At 56.2% G+C, this 15,012-nt stretch carries 18 protein-coding genes; 8 read left to right on the top strand and 10 right to left on the bottom strand.

The genetic code is table 11. The features are described 5' to 3' along the window. Nucleotides 1–25 precede the first annotated feature (25 nt). From MBOO_RS00400 to MBOO_RS00380, 5 genes are all read left to right on the top strand, one after another. Entirely contained in the window at nt 26–265 is a 240-nt protein-coding gene (locus tag MBOO_RS00400) for a zinc ribbon-containing protein (protein ID WP_048068169.1), read from the top strand. Between the two features lie 116 nt (nt 266–381). Then, entirely contained in the window at nt 382–510 is a 129-nt protein-coding gene (locus MBOO_RS00395) for a desulfoferrodoxin FeS4 iron-binding domain-containing protein (protein ID WP_011991091.1), read from the top strand. Then, nucleotides 507–914: a carboxymuconolactone decarboxylase family protein gene (locus MBOO_RS00390; protein WP_011991090.1), complete on the top strand. Its 408-nt coding sequence runs from the start codon at nt 507–509 to the stop codon at nt 912–914. Before MBOO_RS00395 ends, MBOO_RS00390 begins: the two co-directional genes overlap by 4 nt. 170 nt (nt 915–1,084) lie before the next feature. After that, a complete protein-coding gene (locus tag MBOO_RS00385; RefSeq protein WP_011991089.1) occupies nt 1,085–1,711 on the top strand; it encodes a flavodoxin family protein in 627 nt (208 codons plus the stop codon). Next, on the top strand, nt 1,708–2,316 hold the full coding sequence (locus MBOO_RS00380) for a flavodoxin family protein (RefSeq protein ID WP_011991088.1): 609 nt from the start codon (nt 1,708–1,710) through the stop codon (nt 2,314–2,316). Before MBOO_RS00385 ends, MBOO_RS00380 begins: the two co-directional genes overlap by 4 nt. 28 nt (nt 2,317–2,344) lie before the next feature. Here the strand turns inward: MBOO_RS00380 and MBOO_RS00375 are convergent, their stop codons facing one another. After that, nucleotides 2,345–2,983 carry a zinc metalloprotease gene (locus tag MBOO_RS00375; protein ID WP_011991087.1) on the bottom strand — a complete coding sequence of 213 codons (639 nt, stop codon included), beginning with the start codon at nt 2,981–2,983 and terminating at the stop codon, nt 2,345–2,347. A 112-nt stretch (nt 2,984–3,095) separates the two neighbouring features. Here MBOO_RS00375 and MBOO_RS13680 point away from each other — a divergent pair, with 112 nt between their 5' ends. Then, a complete protein-coding gene (locus MBOO_RS13680) occupies nt 3,096–3,395 on the top strand; it encodes a chorismate mutase (protein WP_048068167.1) in 300 nt (99 codons plus the stop codon). Nucleotides 3,396–3,468: 73 nt separating this feature from the next. Here MBOO_RS13680 and MBOO_RS00365 read toward each other — a convergent pair whose 3' ends face one another. From MBOO_RS00365 to MBOO_RS00335, 7 genes are all read right to left on the bottom strand, one after another. After that, nucleotides 3,469–4,368 (bottom strand): cytochrome c biogenesis CcdA family protein, encoded by a 900-nt coding sequence (locus MBOO_RS00365; RefSeq protein ID WP_048068166.1) that lies wholly within the window; start codon nt 4,366–4,368, stop codon nt 3,469–3,471. A 182-nt stretch (nt 4,369–4,550) separates the two neighbouring features. Further along, complete coding sequence (locus tag MBOO_RS00360) at nt 4,551–4,955, bottom strand: thioredoxin family protein (RefSeq protein WP_011991084.1); 405 nt, start codon at nt 4,953–4,955, stop codon at nt 4,551–4,553. Between the two features lie 74 nt (nt 4,956–5,029). Next, entirely contained in the window at nt 5,030–5,902 is an 873-nt protein-coding gene (argB, locus tag MBOO_RS00355; RefSeq protein ID WP_048068497.1) for an acetylglutamate kinase, read from the bottom strand. Beyond that, nucleotides 5,902–7,059: a bifunctional ornithine acetyltransferase/N-acetylglutamate synthase gene (argJ, locus tag MBOO_RS00350; protein WP_011991082.1), complete on the bottom strand. Its 1,158-nt coding sequence runs from the start codon at nt 7,057–7,059 to the stop codon at nt 5,902–5,904. The genes argB and argJ overlap by 1 nt, the downstream gene beginning before the upstream one ends. 42 nt (nt 7,060–7,101) lie before the next feature. Beyond that, the gene (locus MBOO_RS00345) at nt 7,102–7,578 is read right to left on the bottom strand and encodes a CBS domain-containing protein (protein ID WP_011991081.1); all 477 of its coding nucleotides are present in this window, start codon (nt 7,576–7,578) and stop codon (nt 7,102–7,104) included. 17 nt (nt 7,579–7,595) lie between these two features. Next, the gene (argC, locus tag MBOO_RS00340; protein ID WP_011991080.1) at nt 7,596–8,582 is read right to left on the bottom strand and encodes an N-acetyl-gamma-glutamyl-phosphate reductase; all 987 of its coding nucleotides are present in this window, start codon (nt 8,580–8,582) and stop codon (nt 7,596–7,598) included. 108 nt (nt 8,583–8,690) lie between these two features. Then, entirely contained in the window at nt 8,691–9,602 is a 912-nt protein-coding gene (locus MBOO_RS00335) for an ADP-ribosylglycohydrolase family protein (RefSeq protein WP_048068165.1), read from the bottom strand. 216 nt (nt 9,603–9,818) lie between these two features. Between MBOO_RS00335 and acs the strand changes: the two genes are divergently transcribed. Beyond that, nucleotides 9,819–11,717 (top strand): acetate--CoA ligase, encoded by a 1,899-nt coding sequence (acs, locus tag MBOO_RS00330; RefSeq protein WP_011991078.1) that lies wholly within the window; start codon nt 9,819–9,821, stop codon nt 11,715–11,717. Nucleotides 11,718–11,784: 67 nt separating this feature from the next. Further along, the gene (locus MBOO_RS00325) at nt 11,785–12,375 is read left to right on the top strand and encodes an acetate uptake transporter (RefSeq protein ID WP_011991077.1); all 591 of its coding nucleotides are present in this window, start codon (nt 11,785–11,787) and stop codon (nt 12,373–12,375) included. A gap of 35 nt (nt 12,376–12,410) precedes the next feature. Here MBOO_RS00325 and MBOO_RS00320 read toward each other — a convergent pair whose 3' ends face one another. Together MBOO_RS00320 and MBOO_RS00315 are read right to left on the bottom strand one after the other, a co-directional pair. After that, nucleotides 12,411–13,508: an ATP-NAD kinase family protein gene (locus MBOO_RS00320; protein WP_011991076.1), complete on the bottom strand. Its 1,098-nt coding sequence runs from the start codon at nt 13,506–13,508 to the stop codon at nt 12,411–12,413. Between the two features lie 16 nt (nt 13,509–13,524). Continuing rightward, nucleotides 13,525–14,883, bottom strand: a complete 1,359-nt coding sequence (locus tag MBOO_RS00315; protein WP_011991075.1) for a TrpB-like pyridoxal phosphate-dependent enzyme — start codon at nt 14,881–14,883, stop codon at nt 13,525–13,527. Nucleotides 14,884–15,012: the final 129 nt, after the last annotated feature.

The raw sequence follows: 15,012 nt of genomic DNA, 5'->3' as shown, positions 1-15,012 counted from the left end.
ATCTTTGATATGATAGTGAAGTCTGGTGATATCTCTGACCGAACAAAAGACGTACACGGCAGGCCAGAAGGTCGGACCGGGAAAATATGTGTGTCTCGACTGTGGCAAGGAACTTACGCTGGACCAGAGCGAGCAGGATCTCCGCAAGTGCCCGGCCTGCTCCTGCGAGGAGTACCAGTGTTTCCCGATGACCCACATCCGGCCGGATATTAAGACTCCCGAAGATGCCAAGAATCCGCCCAGACGCGGTAAGAGTTTCCAGTAATCGCTCATTTTTCCGGCAGGGATCCTGTCGGCGGTGTGCTTCGGGATAACCGGGGAAGAGCCGGTTTTTCCGGATCGTGACGGCACAGCAGAACACCAACGCGAAGGGAAGAGACAATGGTAAACGTATCCACAGAAGGGCAGATCTTCAAATGCGAGATCTGCGGGAATGTTGTGATCGTAAAGGAGGCCGGCGGCGGAGAACTGGTCTGCTGCGGCGAACCCATGATATTGGAGAGTGAATGAGTATGGTTGTCAAAAAACCTGTAGCAAAACCTGTAGCAAAGAAACCTGTTGCGAAGAAGACGGTAAAGGAACTCAAAGGGCTTGAAAAGAAGATTGGAAAAGTGCCCAAATTCTTCAAGGAACTGACCACAAACGATCCCGGGATGTACGATCTGGTCATCAAGATGGAAGACCACATCTGGGACGATGGCAAGCTCACCCGGAAAACCAAAAAGCTGATCGCGATCGCCATTGCAGCGTCGCTTCGCGACCAGCACGCGGTCCGGGCCCAGCTGATGGGTGCGGCAAACCTTGGCGTTACCAAGGCCGAGGTTGAGGAGGCCCTGCGGGTCTCGTTCCTTCTGGCCGGCATGCCGGCCTATGTGTACGGCAAGGCACAGCTGGATGAAGTCATGAAGAAGTGAGGCAACGCCTCGCAGGCAGGGACTCCCGGGATTGATTCTCCCGGGAGGACTCCCTTTTTGATTTTTCGCGGGGGATAGCATCTGCTCATTCCCGGTCAATCCCGTGGGAGAAGATTTCCCGCAGGTTTCCTATCCAATGGTTTTTCACTCACCGTATCCAAGCATCATCTATGCCCGTAAAAGTCCTCGCATTTGCCGGCAGCCCGCGCAGGTCCGGCAATTCGGAGACCCTGCTTGACTGGATGCTTGCATCCATGGCACAGGAAAAGGATGTCACAATCGAGAAGATCCCGCTCACCGAGGCTGACATCAATCCCTGCCGGGGATGCAATGCGTGCGAGAAACTCAACCGGTGTATCCAGCGCGATGGCATGGATCGCTGGCACGACAAGATCATCGAGGCGGACTGCATCGTTCTCTCATCCCCGATTTTTTGCATGGGACTTGCCTCGCAGGTCAAGGCCCTTGTGGACAGGGCACAGGTCTTCCGTTCGCGGAAATACGTCCTCAAGCTCCCCGTGGTCCCACCCGAACGCAAAGGAAAGCGCCTGGGGGTCTTTCTTGCAACCGCCGGACAGACCTGGCCGCATGTGTTTGATGGCGCCGTGCCATCGGTCAAGTGCTTTTACCACGTGATCGAGATCCGGGATGCAGATATCAGTTACCTGATGATAAACGGCGTGGATGAGAAGGGGGCGATCACCCATCACCCCACGGCAAAAGCAGATGCGGAAAAACTGGGGATATCCGTGATTGCCGAGCTTAAAAAGCGGTTGTCGGAGGGGATAATCCCATGACCGTAAAAGTGCTCGGGATTTCCGGGAGTCCGCGCCGGCACGGGAATACCGAGACGCTGCTGGACAGTTTCCTTGAAGGGGCTAAGGCCGCAGGTGCCACGGTCGAAAAAGTGGTACTCAGGGAGATCGATTACTCCCCGTGCCGGGGATGCAACGCGTGCCACAAGACCGGCGAATGTATCGTAAAGGACGATGCCCCGGGCCTGTATGACAGGATCCTTGCCACCGATATCCTTGCCGTTGCTTCGCCGATCTACAGCATGGGGATCACTGCCCAGCTCAAAGGCTTCATTGACCGGGCCCAGTACCTCTGGGCACGCAAGTTCATCCTCAAAACGCTCACGTTCTCCGAGGACCACATCCGGCGGCACAAGGGCGTTTTTATCTCGACTGCCGGGCAGAACCTTGACAGGGTGTTCGACAGCGCCTTCCCTGCCATCACCGCGCTGTTCCATGGCACGGGGTTTGACTATACGGAAAACATTGTGGCCAATAACATGGACGCGTATAACGGGATCAAAAACCACCCGACCGCACTCAAAGAAGCCTATGAGAAAGGCCAGCAGATCGTACGGGATTTAGAGAAGACTGCCGGGAGCAGCTGAAAAGCCCCGGGGCTGTTTTAAAAAAAAATCAGAGGATATAGAAAGAGCTCACCAGCACCGCGAAGGATGCGGCGATAAGCAGGACAAAGGCCGGGATATTCCAGGACAGGACCTTGTTCCCGTCAAGTATGCTGATCGGAAGCATGTTGAACGCAGCGATCATGGCGTTAATCTGGACACCGAAAATCCCGATCTGGTACAGGAGGGACTGGGGGGCGGTAGCAAAAATAAGGACCGCAAACGGTATGCAGAGGACGAGGTTGGTGACCGGCCCGGCTGCCGAGATCATTCCGTTCTCCTCGCGGTTGATTGTCCGGCCATCGGGCCTTGTGCTGTAGATCACGGTTGCACCGGGAGCGGCAAAGACAAAGCCCACGAGCGCGGCAAGGGCCACAGCAACAAGCAGCATGAAATTGTTCTTATGGAATTCGGCCCAGAAGCCGAACTTTATTGCGGCAAACTTGTGGGCCAGTTCGTGCAGGACAAGGCCGATTCCCGCGGTCAGGAGGGCAATGACCAGGTAGGTCAGGGCAGTTGCCGGGTTAACGGGCTGGATAGGGCCAAGGACACCGTAGGGCGCCAGCTTGATTATGGCAAACGAGAGCGATACGGCCAGCCATGCGGCAAAGAGATCGTATTCTTCGCGCCGGGTAATATTTCCGAGCATGAAACCACTGGATCAACTAGGGCGCTCCTGCGATATGTGTCTACCGCGTACGGAGATCCAGACAAACTATTGTCAGCACGTTTATCCCTTTTTCCGGCGATTGTACTTTCCTATGACCATTGAGGAGATCCGGGCAGAGATCACCCAGATTGATGAGGAGATCATCCACCTTATCGCGCGACGGCAAAGCCTTGCCGGAAAAATTGCCGCAATCAAAAAGGAGAGCGGGATACCGGTCCATGACAACCAGCGCAAGAACGATGTGCTGGACTACGTGATGAAACTGGCAAAGGCAGAGCACGTCGACCCGGTGCCTATCAGGGGGATTTTTGAGACCCTGATCTCCATGAATGAGAAAGCGCAACGGGCGGCAATGGACCCACCGGCAACGAGAAAAAGTACCCGTAAATAATTCCGCAAAACCAACTCTCTTTTTTGGTCCGGCAGCCGCCGGGAGATTTAAAAAACGGGAGAATATCCCCTTTTTACAGGAGCCGGGGGCCGATAAGGATAAAGGCACCGACAAGGATCATCGCAACCCCTATGGCAAACCGGAGCTTCCGGCGGTTCTCAAGCCTCCAGGTGTTCACCCGCTCAGGGGGAATACCCAGGACAACAGCGAGAAGGATGACGATGAGCGGCAGAACAAAGATTAAATTATAAAGAAGAAGATAAGGAATTCCCTCGGTGAATGTGAGGGTGTTGCTGATCAGGCCAAGGATGGTCAGATAGATCCCCCCGGTGCAGGGCAACTCGAAAATCCCCACAAGGACGCCAAGCACAAATGCGGCAGGCAGTGTGGCGGTTGTAATATACCGCTCAATCACCGGTTTCTTCGATTCGGGGATCGCAAGGAAAAATCCGTCTTTTTTCACCGCCGCTTCAATAATATTTACCACCCCAAGGACGATGGCGATGACAGCGGCAGCAAGCGCTATGAGACTGGAGATCCCCGAAAGGTGCACAAACGAAAGGACCCCAATGCCGGAGATAAAGTAGAACAAAAAAACCGCGGCGATATAGGTGACGCCCACTATCAGCACCTGCCGGCGGCTCTGGAGCGCAATAATGGAGAGCAGGAGGATAATTAAGACCGTAAAGGCGCAGGGATTGAGGCTGTCGATCCCTGCAGCAACGATTACCAGGGGGACGGTCAGGTGGGAGAACGTGCCGGGACTGTTCTCCGCCACGGTGAGATTTCCCTGGGCCGGGCCACCCGAAGTGGCCTGTTCTGCGAGGATCACCTGTTCCAGCTGGTCCCGGATCTGGTCTTCCCCGACCAGTGTATGGTTCCCGATAATAATAGTGGGGACACCCGGGGACGCGATGCCAAGGTTCTGATCCATTGAAAGGAACAAGGCCTGGTTGGTGGCGTTGTGGTACACTTCGAGCTGCTCAAGGTCGAACGCCGGGTACCGTGACTGGATGTCAGCAATGAACGGTTTTATCGCATCGCAATGGCTGCACCCCTCACCATAGAAATAATAGCCGGTGACCGGCCGGTTCGAGGCAGGAGAAAAGGAGGGTTTGGATGCAGGAGATGTGCCTTCCGGCAGGGGTTCAGGGGTTACTTTTTTTTTTCAATGGCCTGGAGGTACCCTTCGAGCTTGGCCGGGATATCAACTTCACCGACAAGCACGGTCTTCCCGATCACGATCTCCGGCACTCCCGGGGGGGAGGTGATACCAGCCTCTGCATTTACCTGATCATCGATCTGCTGGTTGGTCTGGTTATACCACACTTCAAGCATCCGGATATCGACATCGGGATACTTTTTGGTCATATTTTCCATAAAGGGCTCAACAGCCGCGCAGTGCGGGCAGCCATTGCCATAGAAATAGTAGACAATACTATCGTTTACACCTGATGATGAGGATGAGGGGGCCGGAGAGGCAGCAAACACGAGATAGGCCACGCTGGCAGCAGCGATAACCACTAACAGTGCAATAACAAATTTTATGATCCTGTCCATCCGGCGACTCCCGTACTCTCTTTTGAAATTCGGTTTATTTCGTAGGTGAGTGTTGCCGCGGCGTGCAAAAAAACCTACTGGAGGGAGATCATTGTCCCGACCCCCTCATGGGTGAAGAGTTCGAGGATCAGGTTGTGCTCCACATTGCCGTTGATGATGTGGGAGTACTTGACACCGTTCTCGACCGCCTTGATAACCGAGGAGACCTTCGGGATCATCCCCTCCCCGATGGCCCCCGAGGCCAGAAGGGCATTTGCCTCCGTAATGGAGAGCTTGCGGAAGACATGAGTCCTTTTTGCATCCATCACGCCATCCACATCGGTCATATTGATCAGCTTGTAGGCCTTGAGTGCAATGGCGATATCGCCGGCTGCTGTATCTGCGTTGATGTTGAGGCTCCCGCCATACCGGTCAATGGCAATCGGGGAGATAACCGGAATATAGTCCCGATCAAGGAGGGTGGTGAGGAGCGACGGGTCGATCCATTCGATCTCGCCGACATGCCCGAGGTCCACCTCCTGCTCCACTCCCTGGACGTTGACTTTCTGGAGATCCATCTTCTTTGCAAGGATAATATTCCCGTCACTTCCCGAGAGCCCGACACCCTTCGCACCGCATTTTGCAATGAGCGAGATGATGCCCTTGTTAATCTTGCCCACAAGCACCATCTGCGCGATCTCGAGCGTCTCCTGATCGGTGACCCGCAGGCCCCCGACAAAGACCGATTCTTTCCCGAGCGCTTTCATCTTCTCGGTGATCTCCGGCCCGCCACCGTGAACCAGCACGACACGAATCCCAACGTAATGGAGGAGGACGGCATCCTTTATGGCGTTCTCAAGAACCTCGGGATCGACCATCGCATGGCCTCCCAGCTTAATCACGATCGTCTTGCCGTGGAACTGCTGGATGTAGGGGAGAGCTTCCATGAGGACGTCTTCGCGCTTCATCATGTGGTGTACCTTCCGTTGATCTCAACATACTTTTCGGTAAGGTCGCAGCCCCAGGCCGTTGCCTCTTCCTTCCCGGCCCCGAGATCGAGAATGAAAATAACCTTTTTCCCGTGCATCGCGGCCTTGGCCTTGGTGAGATCCGCAATAATCTCCCCGGATTTCACCAGCGGGTACTTTTCGTTTCCGTCGCTGATCCAGAGGGAGACCGCGTTCGGGTCAAATTTTACCCCGGCCCGCCCGGCCGCCGCAATGACCCGGCCCCAGTTGGGGTCTTCGCCGTATACTGCGGTTTTTACAAGGGGGGACTCAATTACGACCCGGGCAACCTTTGCTGCCGCTTCCTCTTTGGGAGCGCCTCGGACCGTAACTTCGAGGAGCTTGCTTGCCCCTTCGCCGTCCGCTGCGATCTGTTGGGCAAGCGAGCGGCAACACGCTTCGAGCGCTGCGGAGAATTCTGTCGTGTTTACCTTCCCGGACTCTCCCGTGGCAGTACAGAGTGCTATGTCGTTTGTACTGGTATCCCCGTCAACCACAACACGGTTGAACGTCCGCCGGGTTGCGGCCCTGAGCGCCTCCCTGAGGGGTTGTGCCGCAATCTCGGCATCGGTATAGATGAACGCGAGCATGGTGCCCATGTTGGGCGCAATCATCCCGCTTCCCTTGGCAATCGCCCCGATCGTGAAGTCTTCCTTTTCCACGAGCGCGTGCTTGGGATACAGATCGGTGGTCATGATCGCCTTTACCGTGAGGTCCTCCGCAGCCGGGGAAGAGGTAAGGTTGAGCGCCACGTCCGCACACTGGCGCCGGATCAGGGGCAGGTCAAGGTACCTGCCGATGACACCGGTACTTGCTACGCCAACAGATGATGTATCTACTCCCAGCGCCGAGCCGGCATACTCCGTCATGGAGACGGCATCGTCGTACCCGCGCCTGCCGGTATAGGCATTTGCGCAGCCGCTGTTTGCAATAACTGCTTCCAGCCTGCCTTTCCGGATCTGTTTTCGCATCAGCTCTATGGGTGCTGCCCGGGCAAGGTTTGCGGTAAACACTCCTGCCGAGGTGCCGCTTGCCCGGATCAGGGCAAGGCCGAACTTTCCTTCCTTAATGCCGTTTGCGGTGACACCTTTGACCGCACAGAGACTTTTGTAGGCCATAATAATCGAATCTCCGAAATTGTCGCACGTGAGGTTTGATACCTATAATGAGCGGGAGGCACCGACCGCCTGGACAATGTCAGCGCGGGTGAGAATCCCGATTAGTTTTTTACCATCAGTTACCGGGAGTCGTGCGATGCGCTCTTTGAGCATAAGTGCTGCTGCGTCTTCGATATCCATATCTCCGGTCGCCGTTATCACCGGATGAGTCATCACTTTTTTTACCGGCAGGTCCCCGATATTTCTGAGGGCATCCTTGGTCTTCTCCCAGTTGATATATTCCCGGATTGGGACCTCGATGATCTCAAGGGGCGACGGGAGCCAGAGGTCATCGGAGAGCTTGTGGGTCGCAAGCTGGGCAAGGATATCCGACTCCGTGATAATGCCGGCGAGAGATTCACCGTCAAGCACCGGGAGTCCCCCGATATGGTGTTCTCGCAGGATTGCAACCGCGTCGCGGAGGGGGGTGTTGACCGTACAGGTCAGGGGGTTTTTAGTCATGGCTTCTGAAACAAGCATTGAAATCACCAGTTCTTTTAGGGCAGCAGCCCGGGTGCATCGAGACCATCAGTCTCTTTAAATCCGCACATGAGGTTCATGTTCTGGATGGCCTGGCCGCTTGCGCCCTTGACAAGGTTATCGATCGCCGAGACCACCACGACCCTTTTGCCCTCGCTCTCGACCATGATATCGCAGAAGTTGCTGCCCCGGACTGCTGAGAGCATAGGCTTCTGGTACCGGACAAAGAATTCGTCCTTGTAATATTCACGGTAGAGTTTTTCCACCTCTTTTGTCTCCAGGGGTTCGTTTAAGAGGATATGGGCGGTGGTGAGGATCCCGCGGTTGACCGGCACGAGATGGGGGGTGAAGTAGCAGGCGGCTTTTGAGCCAAGCTTTGAGAGTTCCTGTTTCATCTCCGCAAGATGGCGGTGGCTGGTCCATTTATAGGGGCTGACATTGTCCCCGACATTGGGATAGTGGGTAGTTGCCGAGGGATTGTCCCCGGCCCCGCTCACCCCGGTCTTTGAATCAAAGATAATGGTATGTGCGCGGGAGGCAATGGGCGCTGCGGCAAGCGTTGCTCCCGTGGGGAAACAACCGGGGTTTGCCACGAACTTTGCGTTGATGCACTCCTTCCGGTGCAACTCGGGGATACCGTACGGGGCGGGGAAATAATCCGTATGGGTTACGCCATATACCTTCTCGAAGGTATCCTTTGGCAACCGGTAGTCGGCGCTGAGGTCCACAACCTTGATCCCCCGCGAGAGCAGCTTTCCTGCGATCGTCATGGCTGCCGTGTGCGGAACCGCAAGGAAAGCCACGTCAGCATCGATGGCATCGGGCGCCGGGTTCTCGAACCTGAGATCAGAAAATCCCGTAAGCTGGGGATGGACCTCAGAAAGCGGTATTCCTGCAAGGCTGCGTGACGTAACGCAGGTTACCTCTGCAGAAGAATGGTGGTACAACAGGCGGACCAGTTCGCCGCCGGCGTACCCGGACGCGCCGACAATCGCAACTTTCATACTAGGATCTTTTCCTTCCTGAAATCTTAACCTTTTGCGGGAGAAGCGGCAAAGGTACCGGCGGCGCAGGAAGGCAAAACGAAGGCAGGGAATTCTAGAAAAAAAGATTTATCGTTCCAGCTTCCGGGTGTAGATGTCAAAAATCCGCTGGCCCAGGATCTCGATACGCTGGCGGTCTTCAAGGCCCTCCAGAAGATCCGCCGGAATGGCACCGGCACCTTTGCTTGCCCCAAGATATGCCCCACAGAGGAACCCGATCGTATCGGTGTTGCCTCCTACGTAGGCAGCAACAGTCAAAAGATCGGCAGGGCGCTGGTACCTCCTGATGAGGAAAAACGAGATCGGAAGTGTCTGGTACAGGGAGACGTCGTTACCTATCTTGAGAATCGCGGTATCCGTCTCAATGCCCTCTTTTTCAAGTTCGATCGCGTTGTGGATCTTGCCTCCCAGGACCTCGTCCTCATTCTGTGCCTGGGCCAGGGCCTTTTCCACCGGGTCTGCGTGCCCATGGATGGCGCTGTATACCAGCGTAACAAAGGTGGAAACCGCGGCATGGGCCGCCGGGTGGGTGTGGGTGATCGAGCAGGCACGCACGGCACGCCCGGTGGCTTCGTGAATATCGGGATACACAAGGGCAAACGGGAGTGAGGCGGGGAGACAGCCGGCTGTTGTTGATTTCACCCCGCAGGATGTTGCCTGCCCGCTGATCATATGATCGCAGGCAGCCGAGATCGAGCCATCCGGGAACCGGAGAACCTCCCGTGCGTAGAGTTCTTTTAATGCGAGGCCGTACCGCTCGTCATTGTATTTCCCGTCGGCAAGGAGCGTGGCCACAAGGATCATGATCTGAGTATCATCAGTATACTGGCCGGGGGAGAGGCCATCGTTGGGATGTCCCTTGTACGCCTTGCGGAAGCCGTACCGCATCTTGGTGAGGCCGGGCATGGTACTCTCATTTGGCATGCCCAAGGCATCACCCACTGCGGCCCCAAGCATACAGCCCTTGATTCTCTCCAGCATTGATACAGTATTGAAAGACACCGCTAGATAAAGAATTCTTATACTATTCTTTTCGCGAAAGTCGCGGCAGAACCTTTACGGGAGCTCAAGTTCGCATCGCAAACCCGCAGGGAATTGTATCCGGATACATGAATTTTTCGCCGGAGTTTTTGCCTGAGCGCCAAAATTTATATAGGAATTTAACATGATTAATTATGTAAAATATTGGGGGGAGACATGAAAGAGAACTTCGATGTCAAACTCGTGGAGAACGCGAAGTACTACACACCAGATGCGGAGTACAAGCGTTCATCGTGGATAGGAGACTACCAGGAAGCATACCGGCGGTTTCTTGCCGATCCGGATGCATTCTGGGAGACAATCGCACGGGAGCTCGAATGGATCCGGCCCTGGGACCGGGTCTGCGAGTGGACATATCCCTATGCCCGGTGGTTTGTGAATGCACAGCTCAACATTACCGCAAACTGCCTTGATCGCCATGTGGCTGGTGACCGGAGAAACAAGGTTGCCCTTATCTGGCGGGGCGAAGACGGCAAGGAGCGGGTGTATTCCTACCAGCGGCTGCTCGGGGAAGTTTCGCGATTTGCAAACGGCCTCAAAAAACTCGGTGTGAAAAAAGGCGACCGGGTCTGTATCTACATGCCCATGGTACCCGAACAGCTGATAGCCATGCTCGCCTGCGCCCGGATCGGTGCCGTGCACAGCGTTGTCTTTGCCGGTTTCGGGACAAGTGCCCTGAACCTGCGGATCAATGATGCCGAGGCCAAAGTCGTGATCACCGCAGATATCTCGATCCGGCGCGGCAAGGCAATCCCCCTGATCACCATTGTCCAGGAGGCGATCGTCCATGCACCGTCAGTGGAACACGTAGTCATCTACCGGAGGCGCAAGGAACCTCCGGTCGAGCTCCACCCGGGACGGGAGCATGACTTCTACGGGATCATGGAGGATGTACCAGCAGAATGTCCCTGTGAGACCATGGACGCGGAAGACCCGCTCTTTGTCCTCTACACGAGTGGATCGACCGGCACACCCAAAGGAGTGGTTCACACCTGCGGTGGCTACATGGTCGGGGCGTACTACTCCACCAAAACGGTCTTTGATCTCAAGGAGCGGGACATCTACTGGTGCACGGCGGATCCCGGCTGGATCACCGGCCACACCTATATCGTGTACGGCCCGCTCGCAGTCGGCGCCACGGTGTTTATCACCGAGATCACCCCGGATTATCCGGATCCCGGCAGCTGGTGGAAGCTCATCCAGGAGCAGCAGATCTCGGTCTTCTACACAGCCCCGACGGCAATCCGGACGTTCATGAAAGTGGGGGAGGACTGGCCCAACCGGTACAACCTCAGCTCGCTGCGCATCATCGGATCGGTGGGAGAACCGCTCAACCCCGAGGCATTCGAATGGTATTACCGGGTGATAGGAAAAAGCCGCTGCCCAATCGTGGACACTTGGTGGCAGACTGAGACCGGAATGCAGATGATCACCACCATGGTCGGAGAACCGATGCGACCGGGCTTTGTGGGAAAACCCATCCCGGGCGTTGAGGTGGATGTTACCGACAAGAACGGAAACCCGGTACCCCCGGGGACCGGTGGTTTCCTCGTAATCAAAAGACCATGGCCGTCCATGCTCCGCACCGTATACAAGAATGATGCCCGGTACCGGCAGTACTGGGAGACCATCAGCGGCGTGTACGCAGCTGGCGATCTGGCGGTCAAGGGATCTGACGGGTACATCATGGTGATCGGCAGGGCTGATGATATCATCATCGTCTCAGGCCACAACATCGGGACGGCAGAAGTCGAGAGCGCGCTTGTCTCCCATCACGCGGTGGCCGAGGCTGCGGTGATCGGGAAACCCGATGCCATCAAGGGGAACGCCATCAAGGCCTTTGTCATCCTCCGGGTGGGAAACACACCGAGCGAGAAGCTGACACAGGACCTGATCTACCATGTACGCATGACTCTGGGGCCCGTCGCTGTACCCCATGAGATCGAATTTGTCGACAAACTGCCCAAGACCCGCAGCGGCAAGATCATGCGCCGGGTCTTAAAAGCAAAGGAGCTCGGGATGGATCCCGGGGATATCTCGACTCTCGAGGAATAAAAACCGGAAAAATCGGGTAATACAGAAGGATCACAGAAACGAGTTAAAAAAAAAGGATGAATGAATTATGCAGACGGAAACGACACAAACGGCAACAGCCGTGAAAAACCTGGATATGACCGCGAACCCGGCGCCCCTCGGCCTACTGGGCTTTGGTATGACCACGGTGCTTTTAAACCTGCACAATGCAGGTTTCTTCGCACTCGGCTCCATGATCCTCGCGATGGGGATCTTCTATGGCGGCCTCGCGCAGGTGATCGCGGGTATCGAAGAGTGGAAGAAGAACAACACGTTTGGGGCAACTGCGTTCACCTCATACGGGTTCTTCTGGCTGACGCTCGTTGCCCTGCTTGTGCTCCCGAAACTGGGGCTGGCCGCAGCACCTGATGGAGCCTCAATGGCTGCCTACCTCGCCATGTGGGGGATCTTCACGCTGGTCATGTTCGTGGGGAGCCTAAAGGCAAACCGGGCGCTCCAGCTGGTCTTTGGAACCCTGACAGTCCTGTTCTTCCTGCTTGCCATAGGAGAGGCTACAGGGAGCAGCACAATCACGGTGGTCGCGGGGTACGAGGGGATCCTCTGTGGGTTCCTTGCGATCTACGCGGGCCTCGCACAGGTCTTAAACGAGATGTACAAAAAGACCGTCGCGCCACTGTAAAAAATACTTCGCTTTTTTTTAGCCGGCTGCCCTGGTTACAGTGCCCGGTGGATCTTCTTTCTCTGGGCGATCCGGTACCCGGAGATAACCTGGACAGATGCATCAAAACCGGTATCGATTTTTGGGTCCCCCGAATCAACGTAAAGTTCCGGGGTTTCCCGCAGTTTGTGCGGCGTTGCGATCACGATTACCTGGGACACCCCGACATTTTGCACAACCGCAGGGCTGATCTGCTGGCTGCCCCGGCCGAGAATAAACCCTTGTGCTCCTATGGGACTCACGATGATCCGGGCACCGGGGTATTTTCCTGTGAGGGAAAGGAGTGTTTTCTCATCCGCATCCGCGGCAACAATTTTGCCGTCCAGTACTGCATCCACACCCAGGAGCGTCTTTTTTATCCCGAGCCGGCGGGCAATTGCCTCCGTGGTCGTCCCCGCGCCAAGGATATAAATTGTATCCGGCAGCATCACTTCTACTATGAACCGGGCGATCTCCTCTTTTGCCCGCTCCTCGTCTGCCTCTTCAAAAACCTGCTTTGCCGGCTGGGTCATACCGGCCCGGGCCGGGACCCGGGCAATACCGTACAGCCGGGTCGCGAGCGTGCCGGCCCGGTACGCTGTCTCGTCCACGTCAACTACTTCTCCGTCCGTAATCCCGTACGGCCCCGCGAGAACCCCCGCCGCCGCAGCCGGGTCTACTGCAAAGACCGCGGAGTACATCTTCACCCCCGCCGGGATCCCGAGGATCGGAACCTCCCGGCCGGCAGCAGCAAAAACATCCCGTGCCGTCCCGTCTCCCCCGCAGAAGAGGATCAGGTCCGCCCCTTGTGCGATAAATGCACGGACGGCTTCCTGCGTATCCTCTGCTGTGCTCTCGCTCCGGGCGGCATAAACAACACGGTAGCGGGAGATCCCGCACTGTTCGAGTACGGCTTTGCCCATCTCCCCTCCACTGGAAAGAAACGTGAGATCCGGGATATTTTTGAGGAGTGCAAGAGTAATCCCTGCCCGGTTCTTTGCGCGAGGCACTGCACCAAGAAGCCGCGCCTCATTGGCCTTCCCATCCGTGCCCTTGAGGCCTACGGACCCGCCCATACCGGCGACGGGGTTTACGAGAAAACCGATGACGGGCATAGGAAAAAAGATGTATTTATGCGATCTTCGGGATCCGCCCGAGGGCCTCTTTGATCAGTCTGTCCGGGTATTCGTAGTCCACAAGATTCCCGCTGTAGAATGCATCGTAGGCGCTCATATCGAAGTTGCCGTGGCCGGTGCAGTTGAAGAGGATTGTCTTTTCCTCACCGGTCTTTTTGCAGGCAAGCGCTTCATCGATCGCGCCCTTTACTGCATGAGAGGTCTCCGGGGCAACGATGATGCCCTCGGCCCGGGCAAAGGTCTGGGCTGCTTCGAATACTTCGCTCTGGTGATAGGCGACAGCCCGCATCACGCCGTCATGGACGAGCCTCGACACAATGGGCGAATCCCCGTGGTAGCGCAGGCCCCCGGCGTGCATTGATGGCGGGACAAAGTCGTGGCCGAGCGTGAACATCTTCATGAGCGGGGTGTAGCCCGCCTCGTCGCCGAAGTCGTAGGTGTACAGCCCCTTGGTGAGGCTGGGGCACGATGCCGGCTCAACACCGAGGATGTCAACGTCCTTGTGCTTCCCGACAAGCTTGTCCCCGGCAAACGGGAACGAGATGCCGGCAAAGTTCGAGCCGCCACCCACGCACCCGATCACCACGTCAGGGTAGGCATCGACACTTGCCAGCTGCTCACGGCACTCAAGGCCGATCACGGTCTGGTGGAGGCAGACGTGGTTTAAGACCGAGCCGAGCGCATAGTTCGTGTTGCTGTGGCTTGCCGCATCCTCGACCGCTTCCGAGATCGCAATCCCAAGCGCACCGGGAGTGTCGGGATCTTTTGCAAGAACTGCCTGCCCGGACTTTGTCTTTGTGCTCGGGCTCGGGATGCACTCCGCACCCCAGACCTGCATCATGGATTTCCGGTACGGCTTCTGTGTGTAACTCGACCGGACCATGTACACGGTGCACTCGAGATCGTAGAGCATTGTGGCAAAGGACATGGCAGAACCCCACTGTCCGGCACCGGTCTCTGTCGCGATCCGTTCGATGCCAGCCTTCATGTTGTAGTAGGCCTGCGGGATCGATGTGTTGGTCTTGTGGCTCCCGGCCGGACTCACGCCCTCCCACTTGTAGTAGATCTTTGCCGGGGTTTTCAGGGCCTTCTCAAGCCGGTGAGCACGATAGAGCGGGCTTGGCCGGTAGAGCCGGAACACTTCCCGCACCTCTTCAGGAATATCCACGTACCGATCGGTCGTCACTTCCTGCCGGATCAGTTCCATGGGAAAGATCGCGGAGAGGTCCGCTGGCCCAACCGGTTTATGGGTCTGTGGGTGGAGCGGGGGATCGAGCGGCGAGGGCAGGTCGGCCTGGACATTATACCACTTTTTGGGGATCTGCTCCTCGTCAAGGAGGATCTTGGTCTGCATGCCGGGTTGTTCTGTTTTGTATAAATATATACATTGTGGAATGTTTTTGTTGTACGATGTTTTAAAATATACTTTTTATCAGTCAAAACGGGAGTCCAGAATAAAGCTGGTTTCCTGAGACAGAAAGGA

The sequence above is a fragment of the Methanoregula boonei 6A8 genome (assembly GCF_000017625.1).
Taxonomy (GTDB): Archaea; Halobacteriota; Methanomicrobia; order Methanomicrobiales; family Methanospirillaceae; genus Methanoregula; species Methanoregula boonei.
Note: the sequence above shows the minus strand (reverse complement) of the source record. Positions and strands in the feature narration are given on the sequence as shown.